General features: G+C 32.2%; 13 protein-coding genes. 1 reads left to right on the forward strand and 12 read right to left on the reverse strand.

Features of this window, described 5'->3' with window-relative positions; all coding sequences use genetic code 11:
• Positions 1 to 423 precede the first annotated feature (423 nt).
• From PBV87_RS02965 to PBV87_RS02995, 7 genes are all read right to left on the reverse strand, one after another.
• Positions 424 to 1,437, reverse strand: coding sequence for an ABC transporter substrate-binding protein (locus PBV87_RS02965; protein ID WP_271011096.1), 1,014 nt, complete (start codon positions 1,435 to 1,437; stop codon positions 424 to 426).
• 71 nt (positions 1,438 to 1,508) lie between these two features.
• The gene (locus tag PBV87_RS02970; protein ID WP_053982487.1) at positions 1,509 to 2,324 is read right to left on the reverse strand and encodes an ABC transporter permease; all 816 of its coding nucleotides are present in this window, start codon (positions 2,322 to 2,324) and stop codon (positions 1,509 to 1,511) included.
• Positions 2,311 to 3,066 (reverse strand): ABC transporter ATP-binding protein, encoded by a 756-nt coding sequence (locus PBV87_RS02975; protein WP_271011097.1) that lies wholly within the window; start codon positions 3,064 to 3,066, stop codon positions 2,311 to 2,313. Before PBV87_RS02975 ends, PBV87_RS02970 begins: the two co-directional genes overlap by 14 nt.
• A gap of 147 nt (positions 3,067 to 3,213) precedes the next feature.
• Entirely contained in the window at positions 3,214 to 3,894 is a 681-nt protein-coding gene (locus PBV87_RS02980) for a CvpA family protein (RefSeq protein WP_271011098.1), read from the reverse strand.
• Complete coding sequence (locus PBV87_RS02985) at positions 3,894 to 5,066, reverse strand: DUF5711 family protein (protein ID WP_271011099.1); 1,173 nt, start codon at positions 5,064 to 5,066, stop codon at positions 3,894 to 3,896. Before PBV87_RS02985 ends, PBV87_RS02980 begins: the two co-directional genes overlap by 1 nt.
• Before the next feature lie 122 nt (positions 5,067 to 5,188).
• Positions 5,189 to 6,655 (reverse strand): glycogen synthase GlgA, encoded by a 1,467-nt coding sequence (gene glgA / locus PBV87_RS02990; protein ID WP_271011100.1) that lies wholly within the window; start codon positions 6,653 to 6,655, stop codon positions 5,189 to 5,191.
• Positions 6,656 to 6,719: 64 nt separating this feature from the next.
• A complete protein-coding gene (locus tag PBV87_RS02995) occupies positions 6,720 to 8,108 on the reverse strand; it encodes a LysM peptidoglycan-binding domain-containing protein (protein WP_053982483.1) in 1,389 nt (462 codons plus the stop codon).
• A gap of 227 nt (positions 8,109 to 8,335) precedes the next feature.
• On the opposite strand from PBV87_RS02995, the gene yyaC reads away from it, so the two are divergent.
• Positions 8,336 to 8,911, forward strand: coding sequence for a spore protease YyaC (gene yyaC, locus PBV87_RS03000; RefSeq protein WP_053982482.1), 576 nt, complete (start codon positions 8,336 to 8,338; stop codon positions 8,909 to 8,911).
• A 46-nt stretch (positions 8,912 to 8,957) separates the two neighbouring features.
• Here the strand turns inward: yyaC and PBV87_RS03005 are convergent, their stop codons facing one another.
• From PBV87_RS03005 to PBV87_RS03025, 5 genes are all read right to left on the reverse strand, one after another.
• Positions 8,958 to 9,596, reverse strand: a complete 639-nt coding sequence (locus tag PBV87_RS03005) for a hypothetical protein (protein WP_271011101.1) — start codon at positions 9,594 to 9,596, stop codon at positions 8,958 to 8,960.
• 110 nt (positions 9,597 to 9,706) lie between these two features.
• Positions 9,707 to 10,765, reverse strand: coding sequence for a PTS sugar transporter subunit IIC (locus PBV87_RS03010; protein WP_271011102.1), 1,059 nt, complete (start codon positions 10,763 to 10,765; stop codon positions 9,707 to 9,709).
• Positions 10,766 to 10,831: 66 nt separating this feature from the next.
• Positions 10,832 to 11,341 (reverse strand): transcription repressor NadR, encoded by a 510-nt coding sequence (locus PBV87_RS03015; RefSeq protein WP_271011103.1) that lies wholly within the window; start codon positions 11,339 to 11,341, stop codon positions 10,832 to 10,834.
• Between the two features lie 127 nt (positions 11,342 to 11,468).
• Positions 11,469 to 12,815: a glucose-6-phosphate isomerase gene (locus PBV87_RS03020; protein ID WP_271011104.1), complete on the reverse strand. Its 1,347-nt coding sequence runs from the start codon at positions 12,813 to 12,815 to the stop codon at positions 11,469 to 11,471.
• 267 nt (positions 12,816 to 13,082) lie between these two features.
• Positions 13,083 to 13,766, reverse strand: coding sequence for a hypothetical protein (locus PBV87_RS03025; protein ID WP_271011105.1), 684 nt, complete (start codon positions 13,764 to 13,766; stop codon positions 13,083 to 13,085).
• Positions 13,767 to 13,801 lie beyond the last annotated feature (35 nt).

Here is a 13,801-nt window from a genome sequence, read left to right on the forward strand (position 1 = left end):
AAGTGACTTTTGAATCGACTGGTTTAATGGTTACTATTTTATTTTCAATGTTCAAATTCTTTTCGCTGTGGCGTTTGCCCCTCAGCGACATTGACTATGTTATCATACTGCTTAACCATTGTCAACAAGTTAAATACTTTTTTTCTTAGTTTTTTTTCTTTTTATTGTAAACCTACTCTTTTTCATCTTTTTTCCTCTGATAGTTTGGCTACCTATCTCCTTTTTTATACATATTTTTAATTGTCTATTCCTTCCTTTTTATCCATCTATCTTATTGTATAGCAATAGTAAAGACATTGCATGAATCTGCAATGTCTTTACTATATACTATAATTCATAATCTACTCTTTCAAATGAATACTTAAACTCACTTGAACTTTAGAAACTACTATTTGTACTTTATCTATACTTCTTTTATTACATTTATTTCATAACACTCTCTGCATATTTAGTTGTTACAATCTTGTCATAAGGTGCACGTTGATCTAGTTCTCCTGCAAGTTCCATAACATCCATCAATTTGCTTAAGCTTTCTTCTTTAAGAATAGGATTGTCACACCAAGCATCAATAGCTTGATATCTAGCAACTACTGTTGTCAAGTCTTCTAATGAGAGCTCTGTAAAATGTGGTGCTATAATTTGTGCTATTTCTTCAGCTGAATGTGTTTGTACAAATTGTTGTCCTTCATAAATGGCTTTAGTAAATCTTTCAATTACATCTGGGTTCTTTTCCATATAAGATGAAAGTGCACTATATGCTGTATAAGGGATTTCCCCTGTTTCTTCACCTACTGATGTCATAATATAACCTTGTTGTTCTTTTTCTAATGATGTTGCAAGTGGCTCAAATAGAGTTACATAATCACCTTCGCCACCTGTAAAAGAACCTGCCATTACTGCAAATTGAATATCTGTCCTTACATTAACTTCTCCATTTGCTGTATCTGTCCCAATAGTTAATCCACTATTCTTAATGGCATATTCTAATGTCATCTCTGGTACTCCACCTTTTCTTCCCCCGAGAATTTCTTTACCTGCTAAATCTTTAAGAGTAAAATTCTCATTTGGTTCTCTACCTACAATAAAACTTCCGTCTCTTTTTGTAAGTTGTGCAAAGCAAACTGAGTAGTCCTTACTTCCTTGATTATAGACATATATAGATGCTTCTGGCCCCATTAAACCAATTTGTACTTCTCCTGATAATAAGGCAGCCATCGTTTTATCTGCACCTTGTGCACCTAGCAATTCTATTTCAATTCCTTCATCTTTAAAGAAACCTTTTTCAATTGCTACATATTGAGGTGCATAAAAAACTGAATGTGTTACTTCTGCTAGTTTGATCTTATCAAGTCCACCTTGTTGTTTATTACATCCTACACCGATTACAGCTAATACAATAACAAGCATTATGCCAATTAAAGCTTTCATATGCTTCATTAGTTATTCACCTCACTAATTGGTAGTTTTTACCTTCCCTAATATAGCATAATCATAACCCTTGACCATTGTTACCTTTTTGCCCAGTATAATTTTTCTATTAAGTTGATTCCTTCATACATAATCCATGCGCATAAGGCAAGTACAACGACTCCCATCATAACCAAATCTAACCTAAATACTTGACCACCATAAACGATAAGATAACCAATACCATTTCTTGAAACTAAAAATTCTCCTACTATAACGCCTACCCATGATAGGCCAATATTAATCTTTACGATATTAATAATATTTCCTATATTGGCAGGGAGAATAAGTTTAGTTAATATTTGCCACTTATTTGCACCAAAGCTTTTCAACATAAGTATCTTTTCTTCTTCTACGTTAGTAAAGTAATTATATCCTGACAAAATAGTACTTACAATTGAAATAGTAATAGCTATTACAACGATACCTTTAATCCCTGCTCCTGCCCAAACTATAATAATAGGGGCTAATGCCGTTTTAGGAAGTGCATTTAATACAACTAAAAAAGGATCTGATATTTTAGATAAAGTTGGAGACCACCATAGCATAATTGCTACGATTAACCCTAGTACAGTACCTATGACAAATCCTAGTATAGTCTCCCATACAGATACTGCAATATGCGTGAAAATGCTTCCATCAGAAAGATATTTCATGAATAACTCTACAATTGCTGATGGACTACTTAATAAAAATGTATTAATAACACCAAGTCTGGCTAATACTTCCCATAGCATTATAAAAATAACTATGGTAAGTAGTTGAATTAATATAATGTTTCTTTTCTTCCTTTTTTTATCTTTAATATAGTTTTCATATCCTATGCTTAGTTGCTGTGTTTCTCTATTCGCCTTCATAAACATCTAACTCCTTCCATAGTGCATCAAAATAGTCTTTAAACTCTGGTGCCTTTCTACATACTAGTGGAGTTTTTTCTTTATCTTTTACACTTAAAGATATGTTATAAAGGCTCTTAACAGTTGCAGGTCTCTTAGATAAAACCGCAATTTGATCGCACATCGAAATAGCTTCTGATATATCATGTGTAACTAAAATAGCATCTTTATGTTCTTTTCGTATAATCTTATAAATATCATCACTTACCATTAATCTTGTTTGATAATCTAAAGCTGAAAATGGTTCATCTAATAGAAGTACATCTGGATCAGTGGCTAATGTTCTAATAAGAGCTACCCTTTGCCTCATTCCTCCAGATAATTCCTTAGGATATCTATTTCTAAACTCCCATATCCCATACATTTTAAGTAAATGTTCAATCCTTTTTAAAGCTTCATCATTTACCTTCTTCTGTATTTCTAATCCAATAGTAATATTGTCCATAATTGTTCGCCATTCTAAAAGATGATCTTTTTGAAACATATATCCTATTTTTCCTTCTATTTTTACCTCACCACTTGTAGGCGTAAGTAAATTGGTTAATATATTAAGAAGTGTTGATTTACCACTTCCTGAAGGCCCTAAAATTCCTAAGATCTTACCCCTTTCTAGCGCGACGTTAACATCTTGCAAAACCGTTATCTCGCCTTCATCTGTGTAGAAGTTCTTATAAATATTTTTCATCTCTATAATGTTATCCACTTTTGACCCTCCCCTAATGTAAATAGTAGTATAATTTATAATATTAGTTGTAAGAGTCTAAAGTGCTTGACTACCAAAAGATAAAAGCGTAGGAGATTCCTACGCTTTTATCTTTTCTATTATATTTTTACCGGATATGACACTTTCTTAAAGTTTCAAACTCATAATAATCTCTAAAATAATATTATTATTATAGAACAAATTCATCAAATAAGATTGTTCTACAAGTGCCTCTAAGCCTGAAAACTGTGGAAGCATTATAAGGAATGGAATAATTAAACATGCAATCCACACAATAAGCATTCCTTTTATAATTCCTACTATAAAACCACCCCAGGTATTTGCTGTTTTTAGGATTGGTAGCTTCGCTACTAAATCTAATACGCCCACTCCAATGGTTAAAGCAATCTTAATGACAACAAAACAAACAAGGAGTGCAATTGCCATTATACATATATTAGCTATAGAAGTTACAATATAGTCTATTAATGTTGAAACACCTAATAAATTATAAATTTCTGGGTTATTGTTTTCTATTAATTTATTAATTAAAAATTCTGGCATCCAATTGAAATTTTCTCGGATAAGCTGAGCTTGTCCTTGTAAACCTATATTCCCAACTTCAGGCAAGATACTTCTTACACCATCTTGGATGGATGTATAAAGTGGCGTGAGTTTTAAAATAGTTTCTATCACCGGATAAATAAAGAATGCTAATACAAGTGCTAGAATTGATGAAAAAAATTGATAAACTGTTCTTATTAAACCTACCTTTGCCGCTATTATTGCTGTTATAGCAATAATAGCAATAATAATTAAATCAAGCATTAATTATTCCCCCTTTGATTAATAGGATTTAATACTTTAACTTCATTTTTAGTAACTGCTACTACTTTATTACCTATGTATAATACTTTACTTACATCTTGATTTGCCTCAAAAATAAATTTAACCTCTCCTGTTTTACTATATCCTGTAAAACTTTGCCCTTGACCTATTACAATACCACGATCCGTAGCATTAAAATAAGTTACTGGCTTATCAAATTCCTGGCTAATGACCTCATCCCCTGAACCATTCAATATAGTTAAGCGATCATTTGCAGAAGCACTAGATCCTCTTCCAGTACTTACAATAGGTAAATATTGACTTGATTTCAGTTCTCCATCTACATACGGTGTATACTTCAAATAGAAGTTCGGAATATCTTTTATCTTTTCACCTTGTAAGTTATAGAATGTTATCTTGCTATCCCCTATAGCAGCCCATATATTTGATGTTATAAATTCTATCTCATAGACAATATTATCCTTATCATCTATTCCGTATTTTGTATTAAATACTTCTTCCGTCCCTGTCTTATTAATAATAACTGCATTTAATGCTGAACTTACAATTGGATTATATAAGTCTACATAGCTTACAAGTAACAATTGCCTATCTGGAGATACTTCTGCACTAATAGGAAATCCTGCATCTTTAATATAAGATACGCCTTTTACACCTAGCCCTTCACCACCAGCATTATATCCGGATGTAATATGTCCATCTTCTGTCTTTTCAATAACAGCAACATCACCATTAGAATTTATCGAAAAATAGATAATAGGATTAGTAGTCTGCACTTCTCCTCTTTTACCTTTTTCATTAAAAATTGATAGTGTTTTTCCATCCTTATTAGCAATAGCAAGATAGTTACCTTTATGTCGTACAATAGGTTTATCTAATGTTAATGCATTATTCCATACTTCATTACCCTTTAAATCATAGGCCGTTATACCATCTGATGTTAGACGAATAATTTGATTAGCATTTACATCTATGTACTCACTCTTTTGTTCTGAATGTGTGAATACGGTCTCACCTAATTCATAGTATACCAATCCTTCATTTACTTTCGCCCATTGTAAAATACCTATACCTACAATACATATAAATAATACGCCTAAAAGGATCCAGGTTGTTTGTTTACCTGTAATGAGCTTTTTGTCCTTCTTCACCCTCATTCCTCCTATGTTCTCGCTTTTTTTATTTTTATCATACACCATCCCCTCATAATTTCAAAGTGATTGTTACTAATATAAAAAAAGAGGTGTTATATAACACCTCTTTACTCTGTATTTTACTCCATAATGCGTCTATACATTTCTTCATACACTTCAGCTGAATGTTGCCAAGAAAAACATGTATTCATTGCATTAACTTGAATTTGTTTAAAATGACTTGGTTTTTCTTTGTAGTAGTAGTATGCTTCCTCTATTTTCTTAAAGAGCCAATAACCACAATAATCTACAAATTCAAAACCTGTTCCTTCTTTAGTTTCTTCATTATAATGAAGAACTGTATCTTTTAATCCTCCTGTTTGTCTTACAACAGGTACGCTACCATATCTCATAGCCATCATTTGACCTAATCCACAAGGTTCAAATGCAGATGGCATTAAAAATACATCTGAAGATGCATAGATTTTTTGAGCTAATTCTTCATCAAACTTGAGATTAATGCTTACTCTCTTATCATACTTTTCTTCAAAGTACTTAAACATCTGCTCATATTCATACTCACCTGTACCTAGTAAAACAAATTGGATATCCATGTCCATGATTTTATCCATAATCCATTTATTTTCTAGTGTTTGTTTCATAAGATCAAAACCTTTTTGATCTGTAATTCTTGAAATAATACCAATCATCATAGCATCTGACTGTTCAAGTCCATATTCTCTTTGGAATGCACGTTTATTAAGCTTACGCCTTTCAATATGTTCTGCATCGTATCTTTCATATATGTAAGGATCAGTTTGTGGATTATATCTTTCATAATCTATTCCATTTAAAATACCACATACTTTATGATAAAGTTTCTTTTCTAGAAGTTCATTAAGCCCACATCCATATTCCCAAGTTTTAATTTCTTCAGCATAAGTTGGACTTACTGTAGAAATCTGGTCGCAGTATAATAACCCTGCCTTCATAAAGCTCATACCACCATTAAACTCTATTGCCTCTGATGAAGTATATCCTTCATCTAATTCTAATACATCTAATACTTGCTCTTTACCAAAAATGCCTTGGAACTTCATATTATGGATGGTAAATACAGATTTTATCTTTTCATAGAACGGATCTAAACGATATTTCTGATTTAACAATAAACAAATAGGCCCTGTTTGCCAGTCATTACAATGAATAATATCTGGTTTAAAATCAATATGTTTTAACATTTCAAGAACACTTTTACAGAAAAAGGCAAATCTTTCATAGTCATCATATTCTCCGTAAAATCCATCACGATGGAAATAGTGCTCACTTCTTATAAAATATGTTGGAACAATTGTATCATCATAGTAGATCCCTACGCCTTCTTTTCTCCAGTTAAGCCACATATCAAAACTTGTTACAAAATGGGACTCATGTTCAAAGAATTTATTCTCTATTTGTTTGTAATATGGCATAGCGACTCTAACATCTATACCATTTTCCTTTAATTGTTTTGGTAATGCTCCGGCTACATCTGCCAGTCCTCCTGTTTTAGCATATGGCGCGACTTCTGATGCAACAAATAAACATTTTAATGGTTCTTTTTTCATATTTATTCCCCCCTAGTAAAATTAATATAATTATACAAAAAATTCAACAAAATTACCAACAGAATTATTCTGTTGGTAATTTTAAAGTTTGACCTACATAAATATTATCCCCATTTTCTAAATCATTAAGAGCAATAATTTCTTTAGTTCTAAGCTCTGTTTTGTAATGATCATAGCTAATTTTTCTTAGTGAATCTCCTTCTTGTACTACATATTCCATATAATCTTTATTAGAAGCCTCTTCTGATTCACTCTCTACCTTATCTTCCTTTTCTTCACTTACTACTTGTTTTTCTTCAGTTACAGCTACTTCTTCAGTCTTATCAACTTGTACAGTTTCAGTTTCTTCTACATTTACTTGCTCTACATTATCAACTACTTCATCTGTACTTACTTCTTCTTGAGCATTTTCATCTGTAGAAGATTCTGCATCTGAATTATCAACAATTGTTACATTAGAAGTTGCTGCATCTATTGTTTCTTCTGGGCTAATGATAAACTCTGCCTCTTCATCTGGTTTAGCTGTTGCATTCCCTATATTCCCCTGAGTATTTTGTGATACTTGTGTAAGCTCATTTTGTAAGTTTTGAATCTTAGCATTTTGATCATTCATCTTTAATACAACTGCTGATAGTGCAAGAAGAGCTATACTTGCAGCAATAACTGTAAGATTCATCTTTTTCTTTTGCTCGTACTCTTTCTTACGAATTTTACCTATTTCTCTAAATTGATTTACAACATTGTCTTCAACCTCTTCTTTTTCAGTACTTATAAAAGGTCTATCTAACATATATTGTTGCATACAAGGATTTTTATCGTAATATAAATAGTATCCACTTTGTTCTTTTAATGTATCATCTTCATATACATAGAATGTTTCGATTTTGTTAATAGGGTCAACTAGAAGTAATAAAGTACCTTCTTTTTCAAATACATCTCTATGTGCTTTTACTTCTTTCATTGTAAGCATTGTGCCATATCCTGGTTGCATATGTAACCACCCGATAAGACTTGCTCCTGGAAAATACTTTTCTTGTTCTTCTCTTAAGTTTGCTACTACATCTTCATTAATCCATTCTTCATCTTGTGAAAGTAATTCTTTATCAACTGGAATAATACCACATATAATAGTTTCTTTACTGTCTGGGTAGTACTCACCAACAATGACTGCAGAATGTTCACTTGCTAAGTCTGTATTCGCATACTGATAAATATATGTATAAACGTAGTCTTCTAAGTAAATTACATAGTCACAGTCTGTGTCACCCATAGGTCTTACAGAATCAATATTTTCAATTAAAGCATTATATCTTTCTTCAGCTTGTCCATTTGATTCTAATACCTCACTTGTTGCCGCTAATTCTTCTACAGAAATTACCTTTGCTTGTTGTTCTTGTTTGTTCTCTGGCTCTTTACCTTTTTTCTTTTTTGGATCATAAATAATTGTTCCCATAGTACACCTCTTCCATTTTTATCCATTTTGTACTTTCTTAGCATACTATATACATATCAAATAATTTAACCTTTCCTGTCGAGGATTTCTATTTTTTTATCCCTCTTTTTTTACACAACAAGACAGGTTATTTTTTACCATAAATTGTTATGGGTTTTTGTGTAAAAACATAAATAATTTCCCCATTAATTGGTAAACTATAATACTAATGAAAGTGGTGATATTTAGTGGATTCTACCTTACAAAAAAGAACTAAACCTCGTTATATTAGTATCGATGACCCAAATCATTTCGTTACTTTTTGTGATACATTATATAATCATTTAGTCAATCTCCTTCCTAGACATAATCATGAACTTGTTATTATATGTATTGGAACAGACAGAGCAACTGGAGATAGCCTCGGTCCTTTAATTGGTTACAAATTACTAGATTTGGATTTCGACAGCGTACATGTCTATGGAAACTTAGACACACCTGTTCATGCTAAAAACTTAGAAGAAATAACACAACAAGTTCAATTCTGTCATCCTAATGCTTTAGTCATTGCTATAGATGCTTGTCTTGGCACCATGCAAAATGTGGGTTCTATTGCTATCGGGGAAGGTGCCATTAGGCCTGGTGCTGGGGTACAAAAAGATTTACAACCTATTGGAAATTTACACATTACAGGAATTGTAAATTTCAGTAGCTTTATGAATATGGTTGTTCTTCAAAATACTCGCCTTTCCATTGTTATGCGAATGGCTGACATTATTTCTGGAGGCATTAGACATTGCATAGGCCAGTATTATGGCGAATAAAAAAATAGGCACAAGATATATTTTCAAAATATCTTGTGCCTATTTTTTATTTAGCTTCTATAAAAGCTTTTACACGGTTCATAATTTGATAGAATATGAGTAATGCTCCACCAAAGAAAATAATACTTAATATTGTTGATGAAATCATTTCTTGTTTTACAAGAGAAGTAATACCTACAAAAAGTAAAGGATATACAAAATAAAGTGCGCTAAAAATAGTTACAAACCATAGTACTCCTAAAAAGGTTAACGCCTTTGTTGAAGGAATACCTTTTTTAGCTAAACATACTATAAAGAGTGCTACCATTAATGCAAAAATTGGCAAACTCATATCAATTCCCATTCTTCCACCTGCTAATAACATAAGCATCGTAATAGGGAAAATATTGATCATAAATAGAGAAACAAAAAATAAAAATTTAATCAGTAAACATCTAATGATATTTCCTTCTACTACTTTCTGTTTCATAATAATATTAACAAATTCATGAACGTTATAAATAACTATTACTAATAGATTAATAAATATCCAAGCATACATAATGATATTACCTACCATCGTAGTTGCTAATATCGGAATTTGACTCCCCACTGTTAGCAGTAAAACAAATCCTATCATAGAAATCACTTCAAAAATATATATTTTTTTACCACCACTTAATTCACTCTTTATCTGTTCAAACATATACTTTCTCCTTCTATCAAATAAAATAGTACTACTATCTTAACATAACCAAACCTGTAATACTACCTCTACCAACAAAAAGAGGCTGTTTTCTACAGCCTCTTTCACTCCTATAATTCAAGTTGTAAATCACCCATTTTAATCCACTCTCTTTTTCTCATCATCTCAGAAACAAGCAGGCTAATACCTGCCGGCAAAATGAATTGAACAAGTAAAATTGCTATTGCTACTTCCATAGGTGGAGTTGTCTCAATCATAGTTTGCCATGTAAATATAGGTCCTACAAGTCCTGCCGTTCCCATTCCAGCACCTGCAGCTACATTTTCCATCTTAAATATCATTGTTGCAATAGGACCAGTGATTGCACTAGCAATAATAGGTGGTAGCCAAATACGAGGATTACGTACAATGTTAGGCACTTGAAGCATTGATGTTCCTAATCCTTGTGCTAAAAGTCCACCTACTTTATTTTCTCTATAGCTAATCACGGCAAAGCCTATCATTTGTGCCGTACAACCTGCAGTAGCTGCACCTGCGGCAAGTCCAGATAAGCCCAGCATCATGGCTATCGCTGCTGAACTAATAGGAAGTGTTAAGAACATACCCATTAGAACCGAAATAACTATTCCCATTAAAAATGGTTGAAGCTCTGTTGCATAACCTATTATACTACCAAGTCCTGTCATAAAACTAGAAATAGGAGGTCCCAGAAGAAGTGCAGTTGCACTACCTGCTAGTATTGTTACAGCTGGTGTTACTAAAATATCTAATTTAGTTTTTCCAGCCACAAGCCTTCCTATCTCCAAACCAATTACTGTTGCTAAAAATGCGCCTACCGGATCTCCAGGACCTGAAAGAATAACCTTACCTTCTACAATGAGGCTTCCATTCAAAAACCCTGTTGCATAAGCACCTATTAAACCATTAATAGCACTCGCATAAAGTACAAGTTTAGATGCCTCTAATTGGTGAGCTGTTCCAATACCAATCCCTACACCTGTAAGTACAGTTGCTAAACCTGCTATTCCTAATAAAGCATTACCTATTGCTGTATCTGGAAAGAATAGACCTACCTGCTTAATAATAAGACCTATAATCAGTGTACAGAATAGCCCTGATGCCATTCCACCTAGTCCTTTAATAAGATATCTATCTACAAAGCTACGCATCTAGAAATCCCCCCATTATTCTTATAATGAGGTCATCATATCATGTGACAAGACACTTGTCAATTATTATACTAGATATCCTTTTTCTTTTAGTTCTTCTTCAATTACATCAAGATCTTCTTCAGTTGTAGCCTCTATTGTATGCATATGCATACCTGCTGTTAAAATAGATAACAAAGCTGCTTCATTATGCTTTACTTTTTCTACAAACCCCTTTACATCTCTTCTTGTTTTTAGCATGAGGTCACCTGTTAAATCACCATATACACTATGACTTACAATGACATTTCTAACTCTTCCACCATTATCAACAATAGTATTTAATTCGTCTTCTATTTGATCTGCAGTATGTTGTACAAGTATCACTCTACTTACCATATTGCCAGCTTCTTGATTAAGAATATAGCCTCTTGCTGTTGCTAATAAGTCATATCCTTCTGCTCTAAGTAATGCAATATCTTGAACTACTACTTGTCTACTAATTCCAAATGCATTAGCTAAAGCTGTCCCACTTAATGGCTTAGTTGCCTCTAATAACATACGTATCATTTCTTTTCTTCTTGTTTGTCCATCCATTTTCTCACCTACTCGTATACTTTTTTCCTCAAGTATATCAAATCTTTACTTAAAGTGATACTCCCTAACTCCTACTCTATACTTCGTTGTATAACAAAGAGGTCGCTAAAAGCGACCTCTCTTTTAATTAATCATTAATTCTTTTTACAAGTACTTCTCTTAATTCTTCGTATCCTTTTTTACCAAGTAAAGCAAACATATTTTTCTTATATTCTTCTACACCTGGTTGGTCAAAAGGATTTACACCTAATAAATAACCACTAATACCACATGCCTTTTCGAAGAAGTAAATTAATTTACCTACTGTAAAAGCATCTAATTCTGGCACATTTACAACAATATTAGGTACGCCACCATCTACGTGAGCTAAAAGTGTACCTTCAAATGCTTTTTTATTAACAAAATCCATTGTTTGACCTGCTAAATAGTTAAGACCATCTAAGTCTACTGGTTCTTCTTCTAATGTTACATCTAATCTTGGACTTTCTACATTAAGAACTGTTTCAAATAAAAATCTTTGACCATCTTGAACATATTGACCTAATGAGTGTAAGTCTGTAGAGAAGTTTAATGAAGATGGGAAGATACCTTTTTGGTCTTTTCCTTCACTCTCAGCGTAAAGTTGTTTCCACCATTCTCCAAAGTATTGAAGACATGGTTCATAGTTTACAAGAATCTCAACGTTTTTGCCTTTTCTAAGAAGCGCATTTCTTACTGCTGCATATTGGTAGCAAACATTTTCTGCTACATTTTCATTTGAATATTCACTTCTACCTTCTGCTGCACCTTGCATTAAAGCTTCAATATCAATACCTGCAACAGCAATTGGTAAAAGACCTACAGCTGTAAGTACTGAGAATCTACCGCCTACATCATCTGGAATAACAAATGTTTCATAACCTTCTTCTTTTGCTAATGTAAGAAGAGCACCTCTAGCTGCGTCTGTTGTAGCATAGATACGTTCTTTAGCTGCTTCTTTACCGTATCTTTCTTCCATATATTTTTTAAATACTCTAAATGCAATAGCTGGCTCTGTTGTTGTACCTGATTTTGAAATAACATTAACACTAACTTCTTTACCTTCACAAACATCTAATAAGTTTTTAAGGTATGTACCAGAAATGTTATTTCCTACAAAATAAACTGCTGGTGTTTTTCTTTGTTCTTTAGATAAGCTATTGTAGAATGTATGAGATAAAGCTTCAATACAAGCTCTAGCACCTAAGTAAGAACCACCAATACCAATAACGATTAATACATCTGAATCATTTTTGATTTTTTCTGCTGCTTGTTGAATTCTTTCAAATTCTGCTTTGTCATAATCTGCAGGAAGGTCAATCCATCCTAAGAAATCGTTTCCAACTCCTGTTTTATTGTGTAGCATCTCATGTGCTAATTTTACTTGTGCCTCAAAAAACTCTACTTCATGCTTATTAATACCTGTTTTAGAATAATCTAAAGTGATTTTACTCATCTTCATCCTCCTTAATTAAGGCATCTACTTGTGAAGTCTCTATTTAGTCTGCCTTTTTTCCAAACCCTATTATAACCTATAATCTTTAATATTCCAATAAATGTAATAGAATTTTCATTTAAAAAAGACTTTTGCACGTTACTCCACATAATATTGCATAAATATTTATGCAATAACCTTTTTTGAATACCATCATTTAAACTCCTACTTATTTTATGGAGATAATATCTTTTCATACAAAAAAGCATTCTCTTTTTAGAGAATGCTTTATAAATCTATTTTGCTAAGTAATATCTTAATGTCTTCTTCATTTATCTGGGTCGCTTGAGGAAGCTTTTCATTTCCCATATGATATTGTTCTAACTCTGCCTCTAATTCCTCTATCCTTGCAAGTAGTGCCTTAACATCTTTTTGTTTATCTTTCCATTTCATTTCACTTGGATAAGTATTAATCATAAAATCTTGAATCTTAATAAAAAGTTGTTCTCTTTCTTCAACAATATTTTTAATAACCCCCATTAAGGAAATGATTAAGCATAAAATTGTACTTGCAATAATAAAGATAAAATTCTTAATAGAACTTCCAGGTGATTTACTCAAAATCTCTATAAATACTTGTATACTTAAGGCTCCCCACATAACAAGCTTACTTTTAAGTGCAATATTTTGTATCGTAATATATGAAAATCTACCTATTCTCTTCTCATAAAAGGCATTTTGAACCATTGTTTCTACTTCAATGTTCTCTCCATTTTGAGCTTCAAAAACACGTTGGTACTTATCAATTAAATTACGTATAAAATCTATTTCACTTTCTGTTTTATAGGCCTTAGGATTAAGATAGACCTGAATACTCTTATTAATTTTTTCAAAATGATTTTGAAGCATACGCGTTGTAAATGTAACAATTAAAGCTAGTAAAGCATTTATCCCAAACAATACCCCTATCATATATACCCCCACTTAATTATACTTAACTATATTAT

Origin of the sequence: Holtiella tumoricola, from assembly GCF_027857615.1 — a bacterium.
Lineage (GTDB): Bacteria > Bacillota > Clostridia > Lachnospirales > Cellulosilyticaceae > Holtiella > Holtiella tumoricola.

Bases quoted from the DNA above. Each gene is read 5' to 3' on its own strand.
- PBV87_RS02965 (WP_271011096.1), bottom strand. From the start codon at position 1,437: ATGAAGCATATGAAAGCTTTAATTGGCATAATGCTTGTTATTGTATTA.
- PBV87_RS02970 (WP_053982487.1), bottom strand. From the start codon at position 2,324: ATGAAGGCGAATAGAGAAACACAGCAACTAAGCATAGGATATGAAAAC.
- PBV87_RS02980 (WP_271011098.1), bottom strand. From the start codon at position 3,894: ATGCTTGATTTAATTATTATTGCTATTATTGCTATAACAGCAATAATA.
- glgA (WP_271011100.1), bottom strand. From the start codon at position 6,655: ATGAAAAAAGAACCATTAAAATGTTTATTTGTTGCATCAGAAGTCGCG.
- PBV87_RS02995 (WP_053982483.1), bottom strand. From the start codon at position 8,108: ATGGGAACAATTATTTATGATCCAAAAAAGAAAAAAGGTAAAGAGCCA.
- PBV87_RS03005 (WP_271011101.1), bottom strand. From the start codon at position 9,596: ATGTTTGAACAGATAAAGAGTGAATTAAGTGGTGGTAAAAAAATATAT.
- PBV87_RS03010 (WP_271011102.1), bottom strand. From the start codon at position 10,765: ATGCGTAGCTTTGTAGATAGATATCTTATTAAAGGACTAGGTGGAATG.
- PBV87_RS03015 (WP_271011103.1), bottom strand. From the start codon at position 11,341: ATGGATGGACAAACAAGAAGAAAAGAAATGATACGTATGTTATTAGAG.
- PBV87_RS03020 (WP_271011104.1), bottom strand. From the start codon at position 12,815: ATGAGTAAAATCACTTTAGATTATTCTAAAACAGGTATTAATAAGCAT.
- PBV87_RS03025 (WP_271011105.1), bottom strand. From the start codon at position 13,766: ATGATAGGGGTATTGTTTGGGATAAATGCTTTACTAGCTTTAATTGTT.